Raw genomic sequence first — 22960 nt, 5'->3', positions numbered from 1 at the left:
GTCTAACAAGCGAACCCGCTCGAACTACTCCAGGTTCTGAACCTGCTCCCGCGCCTTCTCGATCTCAGCCTTGATCTCGAGCCCAAGCTCAGTAATTCGCAGACTATTCTCGCCTGCTGCTCCGCTGGTCTTCGACAGCATCGTGTTTGCCTCACGATTCAGCTCCTGCAGTAGAAAGTCGAGCCGTTTGCCGAGCTCTCCCCCCTCATCAAGCATCGCTACGAAGCGATCCACATGCGTCCGCAGCCGAACTATCTCCTCCTCGATATCACTCTTCTCCGCAAGCACAGCGGCCTCAGCCAACAACCGCTCTTCTGTCACCGCGACACCTTGCGTCAACTCCATCAATCGACTACGCAAACGCTCAAACTGCGCCTCTCGCACACCATTCCGCAGTCCAGCCATCTCGTCGGAGAACGCCTGCAAGCGCAACATCGATGCCCGCAGCTCCGCGGCCAATGAAGCGCCCTCTTGCGCTCGCCCTTCATTCAACTTCTCCACCAACGGCACGATCTGAGAGAGCACCGCCGCATCAAGCCCCTCGATCTCGCTCGCTCCTGCACCCTCCGCGGTCATCATCCCAGGAATTCGTAGCATCGCATTCAGATCAGGCTCGTTCGTCACACCATGCAGCTCCGCTGCCGTACGGAAGGCCTGCACATAAGCCTCCAGCAATCCAGCATTTAGTTGGAGTTCAGTGACAGCCCTGCGCTCTAACTGCAACGTCACTTCAATATGACCTCGCCGCAAATTCTCCTTCAGCATCCGACGCAACTGCACCTCTAGCGCATCGCATGACGAAGGCAATCGCAGGTGCAGATCAAGAAAGCGGTGGTTAACGCTCTTCATCGTCAGTGTAAAAGCGACGCTGTCCCTTACCGATCCACGCAGACTGGCGTATCCAGTCATGGAATAAATAGCAGTCACGCAATCCCCTCCAGCCCCACCTGCAAACCACCTTCGCCGGTACTGGCCAACACCACATCGTCATCATTGAACTGCATGTTGTAAAGCCGCTGATACGTTCCTGAGTACTGCATCAGCTCCTCATGTGTGCCAATCTCCGTGATACGTCCACCTTCAATCACGGCGATGCGAGAAGCCCGTCGAACGGTCGACAGACGATGCGCAATCACAAACACGGTTCTATCTTGCATCAGGTTTGCCAACGCCGCCTGCACCAGCTGTTCGCTCTCCATATCCAAAGACGACGTCGCCTCATCCAAAATCAAAATCGGAGCATTCTTCAAAATTGCCCGCGCAATCGCCAGACGCTGCCGCTCTCCCCCACTCAACCGGGCACCCTTCTCCCCAACCACAGTGTTGTATCCATCCGGCATATTGAGAATGAAATCATGCGCTCGCGCCATACGAGCTGCCTCCTCCACCTGGCTCATCGGAACATCCGGCTGACCGTATGCGATATTGTTCCGCACCGTGTCGTTAAACAGAACCGTCTCCTGAGTCACGTTGCCGATTTGCTCTCGCAACGAGGCAATGGTTACATCGCGCAGATCGTGCCCATCCAACAGAATTCTTCCCTCATTTACATCGAAGAATCGCGGGATCAGATTCACCAACGAAGACTTGCCAGCTCCACTCGGCCCGACAAATGCGATCACCTCACTCGGCTGAACAGAGAGATTGATTTCATGCAACACCTGCTTTACTTCACCATCACTCTCATAGGCGAAACCTACATTCTCGAAACGGATTCCCTCAGTGAACCCCTTCAAGACATAAGCGCGTTTCTTCTCCTGCACATCGTCTTGCGCGTCCATAAATTTGAAGATCTCTTCACTCGCCCCCAGTGCCTGCTGAAAGCTGTTGTAGAACAGCGCAAACTTCCGCACCGGGTCATATAACGTAAACACCGCAATCAGAAACGAGATAAACGAACCGATCGTCATCGATCCGCCCTTGATGCGATCACGTCCCAACAGCAGAAGCAACGCAATCGCAACGGAACCAAGTCCATCCATTAACGGCGAACTAATCGCCTGTACACTTACCGACCGCAGATTCGCACGAAACAGCCTCCGTGCCGCCCGATGGAAGCGCTTCATCTCCCATAATTCCATCCCGAACGCCTTCACGATTCGATTGCCAGTAATCGTCTCGTGAAGGATATTCTGAATTTCAGCCAGCTTGTCCTGTCCTTTACGCGTCGTCTGTCGAACACGCCTCCCGATGCGCCGCGCTGACGATATCACCACCGGAACGAATAGCAGCAACACCCACGCGAGTTTTCCGCCGTAAAAAATTGCGACCCCCGCCATAAAAATCAGGGTAAAGATCTGCTGCAGAAACTCCCCAAGCACACTCGACATCGCTGTCTGTACCCGCTCGATGTCATTGATTAACGTCGACAGCAAAGTCCCGGTCGTGTGCTTCTGAAAGAATCCAACCGATCGACGCAGCACTGCGTTGTAGAGGTCGTTTCGCAGATCGGTGATCATTCCGAAGCCCGCGTAGTTCACCAGATACGTGCCCGCATAGTCGCATACCGATTTCAAGAGCGCGGACGCCACCAGCGCATACGCCACCACCGTCCATGCGTTGTGCAGCGAACTCGGCACAAGAAAATGTAGATTCAATGGCTTTGCAAAAAGAGGCACACGAAACACCAGCACGTCATGCGTGTACGCATCTGGGCTCAGCACATTATCGAAGATCGGTTTCACGAGCAGCACGCGGAACGCTGCCATCGCCCCAACAACCGCCATCAGCACAACAGACGCCAGCGAATAAAGCGCATATGGCCGGACATACAGAAGCAATCGCCAGATGCGCTTCAAGCCATCACTCTCCCGGTCGTCCTCATCGCTCTGCGCATCTCATCATTCTATTGCGCTCCGACGCTTCGCCCAACTCACCCAGCTACCTCGGCATATCCCGATGAGCCGTCTTCACAGAATATCCTTCCTTCGCGAGACGCTTCTTCATCTCTTCCGCAATAAATACAGAGCGATGCTGCCCTCCAGTGCACCCAAACGCCACCGTTAGATAGCTCTTTCCTTCCTTGATGTAGTGAGGAAGAAGGAACTTGAGCATATCCGTAGTCTTATCCAGAAACTCCTTCGTCTGCGGAAACTGAAGTACATACTTCGCCACCTTTGGATCCTTACCGGTCAGCTTGCGAAACTCCGGAACGAAATGCGGATTCGGCAAAAAACGCACATCGAAGACCAGATCTGCCTCCGTCGGCACCCCATTCTTAAATCCAAAGCTGTTCGAAGAGATCATCAGTCCACGACCGCTCACCTCGCGTTCAAACTGTGAGGTGATGTGGGCTCGTAGATCATGCACATTGAACTTCGTCGTATCGAGCACGATGTCGGCGACATTCCGAACCGGGTCAAGCCTTTTCCGCTCTGCTCGGATCGACTTCACTACCGTTTCACTCCGCCCCAGAGGATGCGGTCGCCGCGTCTCCGAAAAGCGCCGAATCAGCGCCTCTTCACTCGCCTCTAAAAACACCACACGCGTCGGCAACACCTTGCGAACCTTATTCAGAATCGCCGGGAACTCATCCAATCGCATCCCTTCGCGAACATCAACCACCAACGCCGCACGTTCAATCTCCGACGACTGCCGCACCAGATCGGCAAAACGCTGCACCAATTCAAGAGGTAGATTATCGACCGAATAGAAACCCAGGTCCTCGAAAGCCTTCAACGCAGATAACTTGCCAGAGCCCGACAGTCCGGTCAGAATTACCAGTTCGCCTCTGTTTTCAAGACCACTAGCAGGTTTTGCCCTCTTCTTCGTACCTTTCTTCGCGCCTGTCGTTATCAACCGCTTCGAAAGCTTCTTGCTGGTCATGCTTGAAATCCTAGCATCCCCGCCTACGGAACCTCGATCAGCTCCATCTTTCCGTCCCGCTTGCGATAGAGGACCATCGCCTGGCCGCCATGATTGCGAAATACAAAAACATCGCGATCACGAAAAGCCGCTTCCTTCACCGCCTCCTCCAGCGACATCGGCCGCAGCGCGACCCCATCCGTCGAACGAACAACGTGAGGTTCAGATAGCGGTGAATGCGACGGAAAAGAATGCACGAGCATCGGCACGGCCTTGCGCCCAACACTGGTCTTGGTCGCCACCTTCAACGCAGTCGTCTTCCGCGCTGCTGGTGCCACCACCTCAGCCGTCCCACCCTTCACGTCAGACTTCGGATGCCTCTTGATGGTCCCGAACTTCTTCTTATGCCGAATCGCCTGCTGCTCAATCTTCGCCAGTGCGTCGTGCAGCGCGACCTCCATCTCCGTAGCCTCGCACCGCGCCACCAGTTTGTGATGCTTTGTCTGCACTGTAACCTCAGCGATCAGCCGGTACTTATCTTTGGATAAAATCACATGTACGCTGCCAGAGGTGCCCACGATCTTCGTGATCGCAGTAACCCCTTCTTCCGTCTGCAGCTTCAGTTTTTTCGTGATGGTTGTCTGTCTGCCGGTGTACTCCACGTCCATAAGCTCACCTCGTCGCTGCAATCTAATGTGATCCTAGCGCAGACGATCAGCGTACACGACGTTGGTGCGTGCTTGGAATCTGCATATCTTCGCGGTACTTCGCGACCGTCCTTCGGGTCACCTGAATCCCCTGCCGCTGCAGTTCGGCAGCTAGCTGATCGTCCGTCAAAGGCTTCCGCTCATCCTCGTCCTCAATCAGCTTCTTCACCTTGCGCTTCAGCAACACCAGCGGCAGATCGCCACCCTCCGGCCCATTCACGCCCTCGGAGAAGAAAAAGCGCAGCTCAAACACGCCTTGCGAGGTATGCACGTACTTATTCGCAACAGCGCGGCTCACCGTGGAGGGATGCACCCCGATCTCTTCTGCGACCTCTTTGATCATCATCGGCTTCAGCGCATTGACGCCATGTTCCAGAAACTCCGTCTGCCGCCGTACGATCACCTCGCACGTCCTCACAATGGTGTTCTTCCTCTGTTCGATGTTCCGAAGCAGTTGGATGGCCGATTTGTACCGCTCTTTCACATACTCTTTTACTTCTTTCTCCGTCTGCTTCTGCTGCAGCATCTTGCGATAGCCCTGGTTCAGACGTAGGGTCGGCATATCCTCTTCATTCATCAGAACGACGTATACGTCGTCGCGCTTTACAAACGCGACATCCGGCTCAATCAACCGTGTCTCGCTCTGGTTGTACCGCTGGCCGGGTCGAGGGTCCAGCGTCCGGATAAACTCGACCGCTGCATTCACCTCATCCGCCGTACGTGCACAACTGCGCGTCAGTTCACGCATGTCTTTCTTCTGCAGCAGCGGCAGGCAGTTCGTCACAACATGGATCGCAATACTGAAGATATCTTCACGCGCTGGAGTCTCTGCTAGAAGATCTGGCTCGACAGCACCGTAGTCCTCGTCGCCGTCCGATCCGTTCTTATTCGCACTGTTTGCAGCGGCGGCTTGCCTCCGCCGAAGCACGATCGCAGCTTCGCCTCTCTGCGCGTTAATCTGTATCAACAGGCACTCACGCAAGTCACGCGATCCCACGCCAACTGGATCGAGATAATTGACCACCGTTCGCGCCTCACGCACAGCAGCCAGAAGGGATGCAACCGTCTCATCCTCCGCAGACGCCGCAATGTCCAGGGCCTCTTCTTGCTCTGCACCATGCCCATTTTCGCTGTTCTCAGGCACCTCCCACAGATGAGCAAGCTTAGCTTTGGTTCCACGCTCGAATGGAATCGGCTCCGACCGCGCCGGCTCTCGAAACATCATCAGTGCTTCAACAAGCTCCTCGTCGCTTGCAGTCAGATATCCGTTTTCATTCAGATTTCCGACCACCAACTCTGCCGCCGCTCGAACCTCCGGGCTCAACGTCAACGACCCCAACTGCCACGTCAGATGATCGCTCAGCGTGCTCGGCTGCGAGAGAAAATTCTCAAACGAAGGCTTGTCGTACTCCTCAAAATTCGACGCCGTACGAAAACCCGGATCGAGATAGTCCTGAAAGTAGCTCCCGAAGTCGATCTCATCGAACGGGTCCTTCTCCACCCTCTCGCTCTCGGCCGCTACCTCCTCCGCCGAACGCTCCCGGTCCCCTTCGATCCCCGCTCGCTCGTCCAGTGTCGCGACCGACTCCTCCAACTCCTCCAGCACCGGATTCTCCACCATCTCGGTGTTGATCATCTCTCTCAGCTCAAGCTTGTTCAGCGCCAATACGCTGACCATCTGCACCAGTCCAGGCGTCAGTACCTGTCGTTGGGAGACCTTCAAGTTCAGCTTCGGTTGCAGCAGCACGTTAACCCCTCATCAACTCGACCGGTTACTCTTCTGTCGTCATGCCATTTGGCACTCGTCGTGCTTACACTACGACACATTGCACATGAAATGCCAATCTTCTCGCTTCGCCAACAGTCTACACTCCATGGCCCCATCTCGCTGTAAGTCTAACTCTGCCAAAGGCTGCGCAAACTCCACCGATAGCAACCTGGGCTTACAACAGAAGTTGTAAGATTCGGCTCTAACCCCTCATCCCATCGAGAAATTCTCACCCAGGTAAATCCGGCGCACCTCCGGATCGCGCCCCAATTCCCCCGGCGTTCCCGTCCTGAATATCTTTCCTTCGGTAATAATGTAGGCCCGATCCGTCACCGACAATGTCTCACGCACATTGTGATCCGTAATTAATATGCCAATCCCACTCTTCTTCAACCCAAAGATAATCTCCTGCAAATCCAATACAGCGATCGGGTCGATCCCGGAAAACGGCTCATCGAGCAGAATGAATGCGGGCTCGATCGCCAGGCATCGTGCGATCTCCACCCGCCTGCGCTCCCCGCCGCTCAGTGCATAGCCGCGAGTTTTACGCACGTGCCCTAAATTCAACTGTTCAATCAACTTCTCCGTGCGCGTCCGCCGGCTCTCCCAGCTCAACTGCTGCGCCTCCAGCACCGCCAGAATATTGTCCTGCACCGTCAATTTACGAAACACCGACGGCTCCTGCGGCAGATAGCTGATGCCATAGTTCCTCGCACGCAGGTACATCGGCAGACGGCTAATGTCATGCCCATTCGCCAGCACCCGCCCGGAGTCTGGCCGCACCAACCCCACAATCATGTAAAAACTCGTCGTCTTACCCGCGCCATTCGGCCCCAGCAGCCCCACCACCTCACCCTGTTCGATCTCCAGGCTGACCCCCTTTACAACCTGGCGTCCACCATAGGACTTGCCAATCTCCTCCGTCGATAACGTCTTCATTGCTTGTTCTTCACCCGCGTCTCCGTGCGCACTCTTTGTCCGGCGCCACTCTCTCCTCCATTAGAAACCACGACGTTCTCATCCCCGGCATGGAATCGCAAAGATGTACCCACCACGGTCCCCTGCAGATCATCCACAACCTTCGGCAATACCGCAGCCGTTCCGGTCAAAACAGACATTCCGTCGCTCGCCGTATACACCAGCTGCTCCCCACTCGCGCGCCTCCCAGGCTGCTGCATCTCAACATGCCCACTTGCCACAATGCGTTCCACGTTACCAGCCATGAACCCGCCGCCAACCGCGCCACCACTCGCGTTCGTCCCCCCCACTGCAGCGCCGCTGGCTCCCACTCGACCACCGCCTGTCTGCGATGCCTTCACAGCCGCAGCCTGCAGATACACCACAACCTGCTGGCTCCGCAAACTGCCATCCGCGCTCTCCACCTGAACCCCACCCGTAAAATCTGCTCTCCTCGCCTCATCCGAGTAAACCAACTCCCGACTCACCACACGCACGACGTCCGTCTTCCCGCTCGCACCGCTTGGTTTCCCCGCTTTGGAACCACTGGCCTTCGCCGAAGCACCACCACCCACCAGCACTGTATGGACCGCCATCGGAGCACCCTGCCCCTCCCCATGAGCCAACAGTCGCCTCTGCTTCTGCTCAAACTCAAGCACCGGCGCATCCACCTGCGACGCCCCTTGCCACAGCCTCGCCGCCCTTCCCGGCACGCCATAAAACTTCGCAACCTGCGAATCATGTTTCAACTCAGCCCGCGCTGCCAGCACATGCACCGGCTCGTCCGTGCTCCCTGGCTGCCCATAACTGGCCTTCACCGAACCATCTGCCGTCGCATCTCCACTCTGCTGCTCCGTCACCACACGGTCGGCCCAAAGAACGCTCGTCCCATCGCTCACCTGCACATCTCCGGTCAGAGTCGTCCTCTCAAGCGCACCATCGTAGATAGCCCGCTCCGCCGTCACTCGTTCCTCTACAGGCGCAGCTGCATCGCCAGGCTTCTTCACCGGCACCTGCGTCATCACTACATGCCCCTGCTCGGTCGCATTCGATATCGCATCACCACCATCGTTCCCATGCTGCGACACTCTGCCCGTCAGATTCGCGCCGCCACCAACACCAGCCACCACAGGGTGAAAGTGCGCGACTAACGAATCCCCCGAGCTTGTGTTGACCACCCCAGTCGTACTCACCCTTCGAATCGTCGTATGCCCATCGCCATTCACCTCAGCAATATGATCCGCATTGCCCACTCTCACAAAATGCGCCGTCAAAACCTGCCCAGCGAGCGCACTGCTGACCATTCCGCTACCCTTTGCATCCGGATTCAGCACCTTCAACCGGGCGTCGCCAGTGGCTTTCGCATCCCGAATCAGGGTAGTTCCCGTCTTATCCGTATCCAGCGCCAACTCAACTACGCCAGCGTTCAGCTCTCTCTCACTCCATGGGTCCGTCGCCGCATCCGACGCCCGCACCTTCTCATGCAGATGCACCGCCCCGGTCATCACAACATGCTCCGGATGCCCCGCCTTATCGAACACGACCCTTCCTTCAGCAGCCTCACCCTGCGCCTTACGCAACGCGTCGTCTAAGAGATACTTCAGCCCTCCCGACATCACCCCCGACTGAACCTGGTTCTGCGCATTCAACGTCATCTCGCCACGCGGCCCTGTCACTATCCCACCCGCTCCATTTACCAGCGTGACATCGCCCTCAGCCTCCACTCGCTCCGCCGATCCGTCCGGCCTCAAATGCATCACCACATGCTGCGCCTGCGCTGTCTGACCCTGTCCCCCGCCCGCGGCACCCACCGCCACATACTTCGCCTGAGTCAGCAGCACTCTCTCATTCGGTCGGTCAAGCTCCGCCCGCGACGCCGTCAGTACCACGGGTTTGTCGTGCTCGAGCCCATTCACCCTCACCGCCGAATGCAGCACCACCACACCCGAGTCCGAGTTATAGTCCGCGCCAATCGCATGTCCGGTCAGCCCACCCGACTCAAACTCAATATCGTTATCCGTCGCCGCCACACCCAGCTTCTGCAGAAACACCAGTCCGCTGGTCGTTACATGGATCAGTCGTTCATCCTTGTTCTTATGCTCTGCCCCAGGCTTATGCAGATCCTTCCCGGCTGCATAGTCCATCTTTGCATTCGCATCTGCGGCTTCTGGAGCCTCCAGATCGATATGCACCTCTCCCACCGCACGGATGACCCCTGCCGCCTGGTCGTACTCAAACTCGTTCCCATAGATCCTGTCGGCTCGATCCTGCTTCCGCCCGTACAACACGATCCCCACATCATGCAGCGCAACTTTGCCATCGGAACGTTCCACAGCCTTCGCGGCATGAATCGTATATACCGTCTTGCCCTGCAACGACTGCGAATAGGTAAATCCGTTCGTCTCCCGCCGGACATCGACCCCAAGCTTCTTCGGCAAGTCCCTCAAAAATCGGTGCGTCCGATAATGCGCATAACCCACAAAGGCAGCGATCACCATCAGCAGCAGGCCCGCACCCGCCAGCAACCAAACTCGCAGTCGTTCTACCGAAACGCTCATCCACCTTCTATCTTCTCACCCATAATGGCCTTAAAAGCCATCCCAGCCCCACAACGCCACACATCCTTCCTTGCGCCAACCGCGGTCATAACTCGCCTTCGAGGTCTAAACTAGAAGTATGGCCGATCAGCTCTACCTTAGCCTCTGGTTCCCGAACTTCCGCTTCGAAACCCTCCCTGCGGCCATGGTCTCGGTCATGCGCCAGTTCGCCCTCATCAGTGGAGAAAAGCGTGTAGTGGCAGCCAGCGTCTATCCCATCAGCTTCACCGAAGCCCCCACCTACCAGCGCATCTACGTCAACGACGACCGCGCCGAAGAAAATCAGGACACCTCTGGCTCCATCATCGAAAACGCTGTCGCCGAAGCCACCGAGCAGCTACACGACGACATGGCCTACGAGTTCGAGATGCGTTGGAATCTCTGGGCTCCCGAAGTCGCCTACAGCACCCCCAATCCATCCCCCGGTTACGAAGCCGACGCCGATCCCGAGTACGAATCCACCGCTCTCGATCCCCTCTGGAAGCTCCAGCCCGCCACCGTGCGTATCCTCGGCTTTGGCCCTCAGTTCGACGACGCCAGCTTCGACCAGAACGGCCACATCCGCATCGACTTCGGCCTCGACACACCTTGGCTCGCCGAAACTCTCGAAGACGAGCAGCTCGACGAAGCTGCAACCAAACACATCCAGCAAAATGTCGAAATGCTCCTGGCCTTCACCCTGTCAGTCGAGAAAAACTGCGGCATCAGCAGTCGCCTGCTCTGGACCGAATCTGGCGAACCCCTCGCCCAGAAGCTCATCGACCGCCTGCAACGCGTCAACTAGCGCTCTCTGCCACCGCCGTCTCGCTCTGCGCCGCAGCACCCTTCGCAGCCGCCGCAGCGGCCTTTGCCTCCCTGCGAACCCTAGCCTCCCGCATCGCCACCAGCATCAGCCCCGCAAACGTAAGCGAGAGAATCCCATAAGCCCGTGCGCCATGCAGCTGCGGCGCATCCTCATACAGCAGCGTCAGCCCCACAAAAACAAAGAACACATGCGCGCAAAAAACCTGTAAAGAAGCCTTCCCTAGCGTCAAAAACGGCTCAATCGAGATCAACCGAACCAGATATCGTCGCATCCAGTAACAGACGATCAGAACCGCCGCCAGATTCACAACCCGCATCGGCCCGATCTGCCACTTATCGAGACTGATCCCCAACGACTCCTGCGTCAGCACACTCCCCAGCCAGTGATGCCGTACTCCCAGGAAGAACACACAAACCGCGCCGCACCCAGCCACGACATATCCCGGAACCCGCTTCAACGGCATCTCATCCTGAGCATTCTTCGCACCCAGCCACAGCCCCGCGATCCAAACCGCCTGCCATGCAAACAGATTGAACGCCCCCGTCTCCTGCAATGGAATCGCCAGATGCGTCACCCGCACGACCCATGCATGCACCAGCTCTCTCAGCCCGAACTGCGCCGCAATCCACAGCGCCGCACTCCCACCCAAAACCCACCGCCAGCCATATCGCACGCCCACGGCCAGCGCAATCGGCGTCAGAAACAGAAACAACACATACATCGGCAGAATATCCAGCAACGGCGGACAATAAATCAGCAACACCCCACCAAGAATCGCCGTCTTCGGATGCGCCAGATAAAAGTTGATCAGGTTATAGATCGCTGGCCGATGCGTCTCTGTCGCAAACACCGCCGCAATCGTAAAAGCAAACGCCAGCATCAGTAGGTGGTAGCCGTAGATCTTCAGCGTCCGTCGCCACAACTTCACAATCACGCCAGACACGTTATCCATCGCATCTCGCAGATAGACCTGGCTCACCAGCATCGCCGACAGAAACACAAATCCTTCCGCCGAAGACACAAACCCAAACGGTTGATTGACCAGATCGCTGAAGTGCGTCGGCATATGCGCAAACGTCATCCACACGAGGAATAACCCTCGCAGCGCATCCAGCTCCGGCCGCCTCCGCAACGTTGGATAAGTCAGCTTCACCGGACCGGACCCCCACCAGGCAAGAGAGAGACAAGTGCTATCACAGCATATAGAGAGACCGTCACCCCCGGCACAACCGCAGGTCGCTTCCTATTCACCGAACCAAATCCCCACTACCCCACGCCAGGCCATCTCCTGCCAATCCGAGACCTCAAAAGACCTCGCAAGGCCTAGTACTCTACATCCGTCGACGTCCCCGAATCCACCCACGTGAGACATTTTCGCCCAGTCATTCGCCTCATTCCCTGCGAAAACCCGGCAACCACCCGCCGCAGCCTCCGTTTTGCCCCACCTGAAGCCAGGACTCCGGTACGTTATTGACCTTTATGAACTTCATCGAAAACCATTACGCCATTCTTATGAATCAAGTGCTGAAATAAATCTTGTCGGCAGAGCAGAGCCGTCAGGAGAGAGTTACATGAACACGTTCCGCACCCGCAGACCGCTTCTCGTAAACGCCACCCAGTGCCTCCACCCTACGGTCGTCCTCACCGACGCCGGCCAGCGTAAAGCCTATCCCGGCGACTGGATCGTCGAGGGCGAAAACCGCGAACGATACATCGTCGACAACACATTCTTTCAACGCACCTTCGCCCCGATTCCATGGGAACCCTCGAGCGAAGGCCGCCACTACGGCAGCTAAGCCAGACATCACAGTCTGAAACCTAAACCTCAACCTTCAACCAACCGGCTCCGGTCCTCGCGACCAAAAGAGAAAAGCGCAGCGGCATATGGCATTGTCCCTCGTAATAGAACCTCCCTCCCAATCCTTCTCGTCCAACTTCAACCACAAAGCGACGCCATCCTTCTCTCCTCATCTAGTCAGCACCCCGCCTGTCACTCCGCCGCAACCTCGCTCCACCCCTCCCCGCTCCGAGTTCAAAACAAATGCCATGTGCACTCGTAGAGCAGAGCTGCAAGATGCCCACGCCATCCATCAGCTAATCAAGAGTTTTTGCCACGACGGCACCCTCCTTGCACGCTCCTACGCCGAGATCTGCGCGAACATCCGCACCTTTACCGTCGTCGAGACCGAAACTCATCAGTTTCTCGGCTGCGCGGCCCTGCACGTCTACGGTCAGCATCTCGCCGAGATCCGCTCCATCGCCGTCCGCCCGGAGACCAAAGGCCACGGCGCCGGAGGTCTCCTCGTCCAGGCCATCCTCAGCCGGGCCGAAGCCGAAGGCATCCAATGTGTCTGCCTCTTCACGCGCATCCCGACCTTCTTTGAACACTTCCACTTCCACGTCGCCGAGCGACTAACCTTCCGCGACAAGGTGCTCAAAGACTGCACTCACTGCGCCCGTCGCAACGCCTGTGACGAGATCGCCATGGCCATCGGCGAACTTCCCGAGCCCCGCGATCTGCCGAAAAACCTCTTCCAAACCCAGTACCACTCAGACCTTGTACAACTTCAGCTCTGAGTCCTCCCCAGTAAGTAGCATCCAAGGTACCGTCTCAACACGTTACCCTTGCAGCCAATCGCGTTGGTCAAGCATGATGGACCACCGACGCAACAAATGCGGGAAGAATGCTGGCAACCTCAGCGCAGCTTTCCGCATCTTGGAGCAAGCAAGCTTGGAAGCAAATGAAATCGGTTCGCATCAACATCCTGCGAACCCAGCGACACATCGCACAGGAAATGAAGATGGAATACACAGAACAACAAGACATCACCCCGACCTACCAATCCAACATTCGCGCCGAAGACGGTCTATCGCAGCGCAGCCAATGGAGCACTCTCTGCGAAGGTGTCCTCATCCCTCTTGGTTCACTCTTCGCCGTCTTCCTCTTCATGCTCGGCGTCATGCTCATCACCACCTAGAGCAGCTTCCGCGAATCGGCACCTGTGCTTCAACGAATCGATGCGTCGACTCATGCGCATCGACTTCCTTCCTCCGGCGAATCGTCATCTGCTTCTAAAGCAATTCCGCAGTTGGTCTGGAGTGGCCTTCGCTTTTTTGCTGTCACTCCCGAAGAGAAATCTGCGTTGCAGTCTGTACACCATAAGGCAACCTGCTCTAGATTAGCCAAGGCTTAGTTTTTGGTACTCTCCTATGAATCAAGCCTTCGCCTCTAGGTAAGCCAAGGCTTTAGCCTTGGCACTCTCCTCAAGCAAGAATGGGGCTTTAGTCCCTGGGGTATGTCTTCCTACCCGGCGACCACGATCTCCGAAAAGTCAGCTATACCAGAAAAATCTCCCAGCACCTTCTCGAGCAGCGCCAGCCGATTCGCCCGCTCCGCTTCATCAGGCGCCATCACCATCACCGCCTCGAAGAACGCATCCACCTGCGGCCGCAGCGTAGCAATCTGCTCCAACGCCGCCTTATAGTTCTTCTCTGCCCTCAGCGTCGAAACCCGCCCCGCCAACTCCGCCGACCGCTCCGCCAAAGCCTTCTCCGTAGGCTCCGTCAGCAACCCACCATCAACATGAGTAGCCGCAGCAATCCCCTTCTCCTTCGCCTGCGCAAGAATATTCTTCATCCGCTTGAACGCCGACGACACAGCAACAAAATCCCCAGCATCTCCAACGGAAGCACCACGAACCGCCGTAAGCGCATCGGCACGCCCAACCGCGTCGCGCACATCGCTCGAACCCGCCGCCAACACAGCCTTCACCACGTCGTAAGCCTGCGCCCGCACCTCACGTAGGTAAAACTCCAGCCGCTCCGCAAAGAAAGCACGTACCTTGCCAGCCACAGCAGGGTTCTGAGTCCCCATCGACGCCACTTCATCGAACGAAAGCGGCAGCGCCGTCTCCGTCTCGGCCAGAATCTTCACAATCCCATTCGCTGCTCTGCGCAGCGCAAAAGGATCCTTGGACCCAGTAGGCTCCAACCCCAGGCCAAACATCCCCGCAATCGTGTCGGCCTTATCCGCAATCGCCAGCAACGCCCCCTCCACCGTTCGAGGCACCCCATCTTCCATCGACGATGGTTTGTACTGGTCGTAAATCGCATCGCCGACCTTAGCCGGAAAGCCCTGCGCCCGCGCATAAAGCCCACCCACAACACCTTGCAATTCAGTAAACTCCTTCACCAGCTCGGCAGTAAGGTCCGTCTTCGCCAGCAAGGCTGCGTCGTCCAAAGCCACAGCATCCACCACAACTCCACGCGCAGCAACCAGCCCAGCAAGACCAGAGGCCACCTTCCGCACCCGCTCTGTCTTCGCGAAGTAGCTCCCCAAATCTTTCTGAAACGTCACATTCTCCAGCAGCGCCACACGATCCATCAACCGAGCTCTCTGGTCGAACTCCCAGAAGAACCTCGCATCATTGAACCGCGCTCGCAGCACTCGTTCATTGCCATGCCGAATCACCGCCATCCCGGCCTCATCAGCCTCGGTATTCAACACCGCCAGAAAATGCGGAGCCAACTTCCCGTCCTTATCCTCAACCGCAAAGTAGTTTTGGTGATCCCGCATCACCGTCACCAGCACCTCTTCCGGCAGCGCGAGATACTCCTTCTCAAATCCACCCAGCAGCATCGAAGGCCACTCCGTCAACTGCGTCAGCTTATCCACCAGAGCATGGTCCTCACGCCAACGCAGTCCCGGCACGGTCCTCGTCACATGATCCAACGCCTTCCGAATCCTCTGGCGCCGCACCTCGACCTCCGCGACCACAAATCCCTTCCGCAGCGCGTCTTCATACTCCCCTGGAGCCTTCAGCTCAATCCCCGCATCGCCAAAGAGCACCCGATGCCCATACGTAACCTTACCCGCTACATATCCACCAAACTCAACCGGCACAACATCGTCCCCCAGCAGCGCCACCAGCCAACGCACCGGCCTCACAAACCGCTCCGGCCGCCCCGCACGCCAGTACATATTCTTAGCCCAATAGATCCCTGCCAACTCCTTCGGCATCTCCGCAGCAATCACCTCCGCTGCAGGGCGTCCCACCTTCACCGAAGTCGCCGCCAGATACTCACCCTTCGCGTTCGTCACGGTCTTCAAGTCAGCAACATCCACTCCGGCCTTCTTCGCAAACGCCACTGCAGCGGGCGTCGCCACACCATCCTTGTAAGCCACCTTCACCGACGGCCCCGTCAACTCCTCGGCCACATCCTCCTGCCGCTCCGCCACTCCCGCCACACAAACCGCCAGCCGCCGCGGCGTCGCAAAACTCTTCGTCACGGCACCGGACCGCACCAGCCGCTCGCGCTCCAACATCTTCACAACACGCTGCTCCAGCTCCGCCTGCGCGCCCGCGATCATCCGCGCCGGAACCTCTTCTAACCCAACCTCAAACAGAAAATCCGCCATCGTTCCTCAACTCGTCTCTAGTTCATACACAAAAAGCCCGGGTGCCCCATCCATCGCGCTTCTGCGATGGGTGGGATGAAATTCGTCAACCCGCCACAGCACAAGTCTCCGCGCCCAACAACGCCTCACCCTGCGCCGCATACGCCTTTGCCACTCCCACGACCAGCGTCCGAATCCGCGCCATCACGCCAACCCGCTCCGTCACCGAGATCGCTCCACGAGCATCCAGCAAATTGAATAGATGCGAGCACTTCAGCGCCAGTTCATACGCCCCCAAAACCGGAAAGCGCTTCAACTTCAGCCCGTCCATCTCGCCAAAATCCTTCACCTGCGACAGCAGCCCCAGGCACTCCGCCTCATACAAATTCAAATGCTCCCAGAGCTTCGACACATCCGCATAGTCGAAGCTGTAAGCCGAAAACTGCTCCTCTTCCGCCAACCGCATCTCGCCATACGTCACCTTGCGGCCGGTATCGGGTTCCACCGCCCACACAATGTCATAGATCGAATCCACATCCTGCAAAAATCCAGCGATCCGTTCCAGTCCATAGGTAATCTCTCCGCAGATCGGGTCGAGATCCATTCCCCCGCACTGCTGAAAGTAAGTGAACTGAGTAATCTCCAGCCCATCCAGCATCACCTGCCAGCCGACGCCCCAAGCGCCACCCACCGGCCACTCCCAGTTGTCCTCTTCGAACTTGATATCGTGCTCGCGAAGATCGATCCCGATCGCCGCAAGCGACTCAAGGTACATCTCCTGAATCCTCACCGGTGGCGGCTTCAAAATCACTTGCAGCTGCGTATGCCGAAACAGCCGATTCGGATTCTCTCCATACCGCCCATCCGCTGGCCTCCGCGAAGGCTGCGCATAAGCGATCCTCACCGGCTTCGGCCCCAACACCCGCAAAAACGTATCCGGAGACATCGTCCCCGCCCCAACCTCAACGTCGTAAGGCTGCTGCAACACGCACCCACGGTCCGCCCAAAAACGCTGCAGCGTAAACAATAGCTCCTGAAAAGTCAGCGCTTTCTTCTTCTCCAAAACCCCAGAAACCGATCCAGTCATATCTCTCTCTTCAACACGAGGCAATCTTCTGATTCTAACTGTTCAGCCACCGCATGGCTGATCCGCGCGCAGCAGAGGCTTCTCCCACCGCCGCCACATTCTTTGACCGGCATCAATGCGGCGTTATAACACGATGTTTCCCAACCTCAGGCGTCAGCGACGGGTCCGGCAGAACGGTCGTCGGATCCGCCAGCGTGGCCGGATCAACGATCGGCACCGAAACACCTGCCGATCGAACAAACGCATTGCTCTTGTCAACTGACACCAGCAGATCGTGTGGTCCAATCGCTCCGTGAAGCGGGCGTGGAAACTCCACGATATAGCGCCCACGAACAATCTCAGTGAACCACTCCAGCTCCTTCGTCACAGTCTTTGGGGTAGCCGAAAATATAAGGCCGCCCGTCAGTTCGCACAAAGAGCTGAGCGCATTCTCAACGTCGAGACGCTGAAAGGCGTTCGGCACAAAGACATCGTATCCAGCTCGCAAACCGAAGATCGCTACTCCCGACTCCTCGGCAAACAAGCGAACTCTGTTCCAGTTATTCACGCTTCCTTGGTCGACCCCGCTCGTCATTGCCAGAATCACTCGTCGACCGCGCGACTGCGACATGTGCCTGATAACAACCGCCAACGCATCCCACAGGTGTATCTTCTGCTTGCATGTCGACTTGCGCCCTGCCTTAACTCGGTTGATCCAAGTCTCCAACGCCGCGTTCACCCCCACCTGCAACCGTGTCGGTTCAGCGGGAACGTCGTTCAAAGATCGAACAAGGGCGCAGTCCAATGCATAAATCGACACCCGATCCTGCGGTCGCAACGAAAGTGGAGCAAGCCCTGCAATCGCGCCGCTCACCTTGGACATCAGTGCTGACTCATCCCCACTCACATCGAACAATATCGAGAGCGAAACCGGATCGTCTCCCTCAAGGCGAACATGTTTTGCCCGAAACTTCGGGCCGCCGTCGATCGAGATATTGAACCTGTCCGGAGCAATTGGCAGAACCGTCTCGTGTTGGGGGCTCAACACAAGCACCGGAATCTGGATCGTATCTGTATAAACATGCAGCGTCTTTACAGACTGCTCCTCCTGCCTGGCGAGCGCTACCTCATCGATTCCCAGTGACAACCCGAGCAAGCAAAGAAGTAGATTCGCAATCCAACTTGCGCGAAGACCCAGTCCGGAACCCCGAAAGGCCGCCATCCCGAAAGTATGCCAGAAACGAAGCTCGCACAACTACCCGCCGGCCAGCTTCTGGCCTCTCAAAATGCACGACAAACATTCTTCACTCTGTCCGCCGCATCGGCCATTGCCGTATCCAATCCTGAACACGCTCTTCAAAACGGATTCATATAACCGGATTCCCATTCTTCTCAAAAGCCACCCTGGCCCGTTCGATCTCCTCGCCATGCGTCTCTGCCCAAACCCAGACCCCACAAAACGCCTCCCCCAGGCTCGAACCCAGCTCCGTCAACTGATACTCCACTCTAGGCGGAATCACCGGATGCACCGTCCGCGTCACCAACCCATCCCTCTCCATCTGCCGCACTGTCTTGGTCAGCATCTTCTGGCTCACCCCTCCCACCAGTTCCCCAAGCCGCGTAAACCGCACCACACCATGCTCCTCCAGCACCTCCAACACGAGCATCGTCCATTTATCCGCAACGCGTGCGATGATCTCTCGCACCAGCGCTTCCACCTTTGGATCATTCTCTGCCGGATACGCTGGATTTCCTATCGCTGCAGTCTTTTTCACTGCAGATTGAATCGAAACCTTAGCTTTTCCCATAAATTAATCACTCTCTTTTAGGTAAGTATAAATATTTTAGGTGCCTACTTCCCAATAGATACAAACGATCCTACTATTAATTCAGGAGAAACAACCACCATGAACACCACTGGAAACACAATCCTCATCACCGGCGGCGGTTCCGGCATCGGCCGCGGCCTAGCAGAAGCCTTCCACAAATTAGGCAATCACGTCATCATCGCCGGCCGCCGCAAGCAGGTCCTTGACAAGACCGTCGCAGCCAATCCCGGCATGTCCTCCGCCGTCCTCGACATAGAAAACGCCGCCAGTATCCGCGCCTTCGCCACCAAACTCATCGCCGACTTCCCTGCCCTCAACGCCGTCATCCACAACGCCGGCATCATGCGCCCCGAAAACCTCCTCGCGCAGCCCGAAGGCCTCGCCGACGCCGAAGCCATCATCACCACCAACCTGCTCGGCCCCATCCGCCTCACTGCCGCTCTACTTCCGCACCTTGAAAAGCAGCCCCACGCAGCCATCCTCAACGTCACCTCAGGCCTCGCTTTTGTCCCCCTCGCGATGACGCCCACATACAACGCCACAAAGGCCGCCATCCACTCCTACACCCAGGCGCTCCGCTATCAACTTAAGAGCACCAAAGTACAAGTCATCGAGCTGGTCCCACCCTACGTCCAGACCGAACTCATGGGCAGCCAGCAAGCCTCAGATCCCCGCGCCATGCCCCTCGCCGACTATCTCAACGAAACCATCAACCTCCTCAAAACTCAACCCGACGCCACCGAGATCCTCGTCGAACGAGTAAAGCCTCTCCGCTTCTCCGAACAAAACGGCCTGGAGAAACACACCGCGTTCTTCAACCAGTTCAACGACGCCATGTCCGCCAACCACTAAACCAGCGCCGACGAGAACGCAGTTGAAAAAAGGGAAAGATCGATAAGATTGGCGAATGAACTCTCATCACGACGTAACGAATCGGATCTTCGCTCTGTCACCATCCGTGCGATACGTAGCACTCTACCGAGGTGGTGAACTGACCTCTCACCAACGTGCAGTAGCTGGAGCAGCCTCCGCCTCGGAGTCGGATCGCTACGAAGAGTTGTTCGTAAACCCAACGCTGCTCACCCTGGCTCGCCAGCGCGGCAACCTGGACTGCGGAGGCTCACGATTCGTGCTGGTAGGTTACGGAAACTTCCACCAACTGATAATGAATCTCTCCGACGGACACGTATCGGTCTGTTTCGAGCTCGCTTCCAACCCCTTGGAACACGCCGATGCGATCCGATCCATCTGCGAGAACGCCTGAGACAAGTACCCCGCCGGGTGGCCCATCCTTTGCAGTCTCATCGCAAAGGGTGGGTTATTCGCGAAGCGAACCGCACTCTCCTGCTCAGCGGTTAGAGGGTCGGGAGCCGCATCATCACAAACCCAACCACACACCCCAACAACGCAACGGCTCCACCAAGCCGCAAACTCGTCCGCCATCCCAACTCTTTCCCCAACGCACTCAGCGAATAAACACTCACCGGCCCCAGCGTACACAACAACACCGCAACATATGCGACCGGCACACCCGCGTGATAGAGCACATAGGCCAGCGCCACATCGAGCGCCATCGGCACAGGCAGCAGCGTCCCAAGAATCGCAACCAGCACAATCCCAATGACAGAAACCGGCACATGCGTCCCATAAGCCGGAATCGTCTCCGCCGCAAGTGCCCCAAGCACAGCCGCCAACAACATCCAAGGCAGCGTAAGCAACGTGAGTCGCAGCAAATTCCGCAGATAAGTCTTGCAAAACGCAACCAGCCGCGCCCCCAAAGCCTCAGTCGCCACCGGAACACCAATGGCCTTCACAACTCGCTGGTTCTCTGGCACCAGAAACGGAAGAGCAATCAGCAGCAGCGCCGGAACCGCAACGCGCATTGCTGCCAATGGCAGCGGAAACAGCACAAACGCCATCGCCACCACCACGGGATTGAAGCTCGGCGAACTAATCATCGCTGCAACCGTAAGCCGCGTACTCGCTCCCGCCACCAGCAGACTCTGAGCCACCGGCGTAGCGCAGTTCGTACACACTCCCATCGGCGCACCCGCCACCGCACCGCAGAGCACATTCCCCGCCGCCGAAGAAAACCGCTTCGGAGCACCAACACCCGCCAGCAACGTCATCATCGCCGCGCCAAACGGCAGCGCAAAGTACATTCCAAAGCGGTTCGTATACAACCAGTTCATGCCCGTGCGCGCCACCCTCGTCGACACCGGCATCGCCGGCGTCACCTTCAGCAGCGCGTCAAACGAGATCGGCCCCGCCACCTTAATCGCCGTTCCCGCATGCAGCTTCTTCAGCAGCGCCGGATACCGTTGCTGACTCCAGAAGATCAGCAACGCGCTAACAGCAATCAGAGCAGCGAGCGACACCTCAAGCGAACGCCGAGACGTATTCGAGACAGTAAGTTTGGTTGTGCCCATGAGGAGCCCAAGTCTACCCCACTCACAGCGCACAAAAACATCCACCAAAAGGTTGACTAACCTTCATCAAAGTGGTGCGGGGTGCCCATACCCAAATCTTGAGATGCAAGTTGGGTGCCCATATCTCGATTCTGAGATCTGGGCATTCGCGCCCAGCGCGAACCTCCGGTTGTACCTGAAATTTCGAACAACCCACCTAAGGCATCGTCCCCGATCGGTCTCATACTCTTTATCGGAATCTCCCGAAAAGATGCGTTTCAGACTCTCCCCAAAGCCCGAGCACTCGCCAATCGCCGCTCCAGATGCCGCTCCAGCATCTCCACTGCAAACCTCCGCAGATCCGCCGCACGCGTCTTCGGCCATTCCTCCTTCGCCAACTCCCCAACACTCCCGCGAAAGATCCTTACCGCCTCCCCCACCGACGCAGCCGACAGCGCCACACTCCCCGGCCTCCGGTCATCCCAACACGTCACGCCATCGCTCGTCGCCGAATACCACACCGTCCCTCCGCGCAGATCGAGCCCACACACCACGCAGTGCCCCAGCTCCGGCATCCACCCCATCAGCCGATTCATCCAAAGCGCAAAGTACGTCACCGGCAACCACACCCGTCCCACCTGTATCTCCTCCAGCACCGCCAACACCAGCCGAAAAACAGCATCCTCGGGGGCCAGCTCCGGCAGCGCCTCCTCCACCACCTCCGCCACCAACTGCAGCGCCGCCGTCCGCGCATAGTCAATCGGCCGCGACAGCGGCGAACTCAAAATCTCAAACGCATCCAGCCGCATCAACTCCTGCTTCGGCCTCTCGGCATAACTCGCCTTCACATAGGTCATCGGCTCCAGCGCCCCGCCAAACCTGCGCCGCGACCGCATCGCATGACGAGCCACTCCCTTGATGCGTCCCTGCTCCCGCGTAAACAGGCTCACCAGCAGGTCCGCCTCCTGGAACGGCCACACGCGCAAAACAATCGCCTCACCCTGACGCTCAATCATCCCTCTCAGACTATCCCTTCTGCTCCAGTCGATGCAGGCACATCTTCCCACCCAGCGTTGAAGACGCAGAATCATCCGGCTCTTTCGCAGTGCGCTCCAATAAGAAAACATGTAAGATTGCCCCGGCAAGCCGACAGCTCTCAACGAACTACCTAACTCTGGAGGAACGTGATGAAGATACATGCACTCTTAGCTGGAGCCATATTGACGGCATCATTGCTGGCTACGGCCGAAGACCGTGGCGCGACAGTGACGGTAAAAGGCTGGGTCATCGACTCGGCATGCGCCTACACCAAAAATCTCGACAAGCCCATCGGAGTAGCCTGCGCAAAAGGCTGTGCCAAGAACGGCTCGCCTCTCGTCATCTTGCAGGATGACGGAACCATCTTCATGCCGATCGACAGCAACACGCCCTCGGCCTCTCAAAATCCGAAGCTACTTCCCTTCGCAGGCGAACACGTCACGGTCACAGGCAAGGACTACGTAAGAAATGGCTCGCACGGCCTTGTCATCGACACCATCACAAAATAAAAACACAGCGGCGAAGCCACACGAAAAATAAAAATGCGCAGCCCACAGGCTGCGCATTTTATTGAAGATCAAAA

21 protein-coding genes are annotated in these 22960 nt (G+C 57.3%); 7 read left to right on the top strand and 14 right to left on the bottom strand.

The genetic code is table 11. The annotated features are described in order from the left end of the window. Window positions 1–24: 24 nt before the first annotated feature. The 7 genes from RBB82_RS15940 to RBB82_RS15910 form a co-directional block, all read right to left on the bottom strand. Window positions 25–927, bottom strand: coding sequence for a YicC/YloC family endoribonuclease (locus tag RBB82_RS15940; protein WP_433971738.1), 903 nt, complete (start codon window positions 925–927; stop codon window positions 25–27). Continuing rightward, window positions 924–2798, bottom strand: a complete 1875-nt coding sequence (locus RBB82_RS15935) for an ABC transporter ATP-binding protein (RefSeq protein WP_433971737.1) — start codon at window positions 2796–2798, stop codon at window positions 924–926. Before RBB82_RS15935 ends, RBB82_RS15940 begins: the two co-directional genes overlap by 4 nt. An 82-nt stretch (window positions 2799–2880) precedes the next feature. Beyond that, entirely contained in the window at window positions 2881–3825 is a 945-nt protein-coding gene (gene rapZ, locus RBB82_RS15930) for an RNase adapter RapZ (protein ID WP_433971736.1), read from the bottom strand. 23 nt (window positions 3826–3848) lie between these two features. Continuing rightward, on the bottom strand, window positions 3849–4472 hold the full coding sequence (hpf, locus tag RBB82_RS15925; RefSeq protein ID WP_433971735.1) for a ribosome hibernation-promoting factor, HPF/YfiA family: 624 nt from the start codon (window positions 4470–4472) through the stop codon (window positions 3849–3851). 46 nt (window positions 4473–4518) lie between these two features. Beyond that, entirely contained in the window at window positions 4519–6258 is a 1740-nt protein-coding gene (locus RBB82_RS15920; RefSeq protein WP_433971734.1) for an RNA polymerase factor sigma-54, read from the bottom strand. A 231-nt stretch (window positions 6259–6489) separates the two neighbouring features. Further along, complete coding sequence (lptB, locus tag RBB82_RS15915) at window positions 6490–7218, bottom strand: LPS export ABC transporter ATP-binding protein (protein ID WP_433971733.1); 729 nt, start codon at window positions 7216–7218, stop codon at window positions 6490–6492. Next, window positions 7215–9794, bottom strand: a complete 2580-nt coding sequence (locus RBB82_RS15910) for an LptA/OstA family protein (protein WP_433971732.1) — start codon at window positions 9792–9794, stop codon at window positions 7215–7217. Before RBB82_RS15910 ends, lptB begins: the two co-directional genes overlap by 4 nt. 118 nt (window positions 9795–9912) lie before the next feature. On the opposite strand from RBB82_RS15910, the gene RBB82_RS15905 reads away from it, so the two are divergent. Next, complete coding sequence (locus RBB82_RS15905; protein WP_433971731.1) at window positions 9913–10617, top strand: hypothetical protein; 705 nt, start codon at window positions 9913–9915, stop codon at window positions 10615–10617. Here RBB82_RS15905 and opgC read toward each other — a convergent pair. After that, the gene (opgC, locus tag RBB82_RS15900; protein ID WP_433971730.1) at window positions 10610–11791 is read right to left on the bottom strand and encodes an OpgC domain-containing protein; all 1182 of its coding nucleotides are present in this window, start codon (window positions 11789–11791) and stop codon (window positions 10610–10612) included. The genes RBB82_RS15905 and opgC overlap by 8 nt on opposite strands. A gap of 418 nt (window positions 11792–12209) precedes the next feature. Between opgC and RBB82_RS15895 the strand changes: the two genes are divergently transcribed. The 3 genes from RBB82_RS15895 to RBB82_RS15885 all read left to right on the top strand — a co-directional run bounded on the left by RBB82_RS15895 (window position 12210) and on the right by RBB82_RS15885 (window position 13616). Then, window positions 12210–12434 (top strand): hypothetical protein, encoded by a 225-nt coding sequence (locus RBB82_RS15895; protein ID WP_433971729.1) that lies wholly within the window; start codon window positions 12210–12212, stop codon window positions 12432–12434. 88 nt (window positions 12435–12522) lie between these two features. Continuing rightward, a complete protein-coding gene (locus tag RBB82_RS15890; RefSeq protein WP_433971728.1) occupies window positions 12523–13215 on the top strand; it encodes a GNAT family N-acetyltransferase in 693 nt (230 codons plus the stop codon). A 164-nt stretch (window positions 13216–13379) separates the two neighbouring features. Beyond that, window positions 13380–13616 carry a hypothetical protein gene (locus RBB82_RS15885; protein WP_433971727.1) on the top strand — a complete coding sequence of 79 codons (237 nt, stop codon included), beginning with the start codon at window positions 13380–13382 and terminating at the stop codon, window positions 13614–13616. A 326-nt stretch (window positions 13617–13942) separates the two neighbouring features. Here RBB82_RS15885 and glyS read toward each other — a convergent pair whose 3' ends face one another. The 4 genes from glyS to RBB82_RS15865 all read right to left on the bottom strand — a co-directional run bounded on the left by glyS (window position 13943) and on the right by RBB82_RS15865 (window position 18910). Further along, entirely contained in the window at window positions 13943–16057 is a 2115-nt protein-coding gene (gene glyS / locus RBB82_RS15880; RefSeq protein WP_433971726.1) for a glycine--tRNA ligase subunit beta, read from the bottom strand. Between the two features lie 85 nt (window positions 16058–16142). After that, a complete protein-coding gene (locus tag RBB82_RS15875; RefSeq protein ID WP_433971725.1) occupies window positions 16143–17123 on the bottom strand; it encodes a glycine--tRNA ligase subunit alpha in 981 nt (326 codons plus the stop codon). 112 nt (window positions 17124–17235) lie between these two features. Further along, window positions 17236–18249 (bottom strand): hypothetical protein, encoded by a 1014-nt coding sequence (locus tag RBB82_RS15870; protein ID WP_433971724.1) that lies wholly within the window; start codon window positions 18247–18249, stop codon window positions 17236–17238. Window positions 18250–18469: 220 nt separating this feature from the next. Continuing rightward, window positions 18470–18910: a winged helix-turn-helix transcriptional regulator gene (locus tag RBB82_RS15865; RefSeq protein WP_433971723.1), complete on the bottom strand. Its 441-nt coding sequence runs from the start codon at window positions 18908–18910 to the stop codon at window positions 18470–18472. Window positions 18911–19009: 99 nt separating this feature from the next. Here RBB82_RS15865 and RBB82_RS15860 point away from each other — a divergent pair, with 99 nt between their 5' ends. Beyond that, window positions 19010–19783: an SDR family oxidoreductase gene (locus tag RBB82_RS15860; protein WP_433971722.1), complete on the top strand. Its 774-nt coding sequence runs from the start codon at window positions 19010–19012 to the stop codon at window positions 19781–19783. 55 nt (window positions 19784–19838) lie between these two features. Then, window positions 19839–20195 carry a hypothetical protein gene (locus RBB82_RS15855; RefSeq protein WP_433971721.1) on the top strand — a complete coding sequence of 119 codons (357 nt, stop codon included), beginning with the start codon at window positions 19839–19841 and terminating at the stop codon, window positions 20193–20195. A gap of 91 nt (window positions 20196–20286) precedes the next feature. Here the strand turns inward: RBB82_RS15855 and RBB82_RS15850 are convergent, their stop codons facing one another. Beyond that, window positions 20287–21360, bottom strand: coding sequence for a hypothetical protein (locus RBB82_RS15850; protein WP_433971720.1), 1074 nt, complete (start codon window positions 21358–21360; stop codon window positions 20287–20289). A 257-nt stretch (window positions 21361–21617) separates the two neighbouring features. Continuing rightward, window positions 21618–22355 carry a DNA repair protein RecO gene (gene recO, locus RBB82_RS15845; protein ID WP_433971719.1) on the bottom strand — a complete coding sequence of 246 codons (738 nt, stop codon included), beginning with the start codon at window positions 22353–22355 and terminating at the stop codon, window positions 21618–21620. Window positions 22356–22526: 171 nt separating this feature from the next. On the opposite strand from recO, the gene RBB82_RS15840 reads away from it, so the two are divergent. Continuing rightward, entirely contained in the window at window positions 22527–22886 is a 360-nt protein-coding gene (locus RBB82_RS15840) for a hypothetical protein (RefSeq protein ID WP_433971718.1), read from the top strand. The last annotated feature ends 74 nt before the right edge of the window (window positions 22887–22960 follow it).

Source organism: Tunturiibacter lichenicola (assembly GCF_051013355.1).
GTDB classification, from domain to species: Bacteria; Acidobacteriota; Terriglobia; order Terriglobales; family Acidobacteriaceae; genus Edaphobacter; species Edaphobacter lichenicola_F.
This window is presented reverse-complemented; position numbering and strand designations above follow the sequence as displayed.

What these genes read in the sequence shown, in the direction of transcription:
- rapZ (WP_433971736.1), bottom strand. Translation starts at nt 3,825, where the DNA reads ATGACCAGCAAGAAGCTTTCGAAGCGGTTGATAACGACAGGCGCGAAG.
- hpf (WP_433971735.1), bottom strand. Translation starts at nt 4,472, where the DNA reads ATGGACGTGGAGTACACCGGCAGACAGACAACCATCACGAAAAAACTG.
- lptB (WP_433971733.1), bottom strand. Translation starts at nt 7,218, where the DNA reads ATGAAGACGTTATCGACGGAGGAGATTGGCAAGTCCTATGGTGGACGC.
- RBB82_RS15910 (WP_433971732.1), bottom strand. Translation starts at nt 9,794, where the DNA reads ATGAGCGTTTCGGTAGAACGACTGCGAGTTTGGTTGCTGGCGGGTGCG.
- RBB82_RS15905 (WP_433971731.1), top strand. Translation starts at nt 9,913, where the DNA reads ATGGCCGATCAGCTCTACCTTAGCCTCTGGTTCCCGAACTTCCGCTTC.
- RBB82_RS15895 (WP_433971729.1), top strand. Translation starts at nt 12,210, where the DNA reads ATGAACACGTTCCGCACCCGCAGACCGCTTCTCGTAAACGCCACCCAG.
- RBB82_RS15890 (WP_433971728.1), top strand. Translation starts at nt 12,523, where the DNA reads ATGGCATTGTCCCTCGTAATAGAACCTCCCTCCCAATCCTTCTCGTCC.
- RBB82_RS15885 (WP_433971727.1), top strand. Translation starts at nt 13,380, where the DNA reads ATGAAATCGGTTCGCATCAACATCCTGCGAACCCAGCGACACATCGCA.
- glyS (WP_433971726.1), bottom strand. Translation starts at nt 16,057, where the DNA reads ATGGCGGATTTTCTGTTTGAGGTTGGGTTAGAAGAGGTTCCGGCGCGG.
- RBB82_RS15875 (WP_433971725.1), bottom strand. Translation starts at nt 17,123, where the DNA reads ATGACTGGATCGGTTTCTGGGGTTTTGGAGAAGAAGAAAGCGCTGACT.
- RBB82_RS15865 (WP_433971723.1), bottom strand. Translation starts at nt 18,910, where the DNA reads ATGGGAAAAGCTAAGGTTTCGATTCAATCTGCAGTGAAAAAGACTGCA.
- RBB82_RS15860 (WP_433971722.1), top strand. Translation starts at nt 19,010, where the DNA reads ATGAACACCACTGGAAACACAATCCTCATCACCGGCGGCGGTTCCGGC.
- RBB82_RS15855 (WP_433971721.1), top strand. Translation starts at nt 19,839, where the DNA reads ATGAACTCTCATCACGACGTAACGAATCGGATCTTCGCTCTGTCACCA.
- RBB82_RS15850 (WP_433971720.1), bottom strand. Translation starts at nt 21,360, where the DNA reads ATGGGCACAACCAAACTTACTGTCTCGAATACGTCTCGGCGTTCGCTT.
- recO (WP_433971719.1), bottom strand. Translation starts at nt 22,355, where the DNA reads ATGATTGAGCGTCAGGGTGAGGCGATTGTTTTGCGCGTGTGGCCGTTC.
- RBB82_RS15840 (WP_433971718.1), top strand. Translation starts at nt 22,527, where the DNA reads ATGAAGATACATGCACTCTTAGCTGGAGCCATATTGACGGCATCATTG.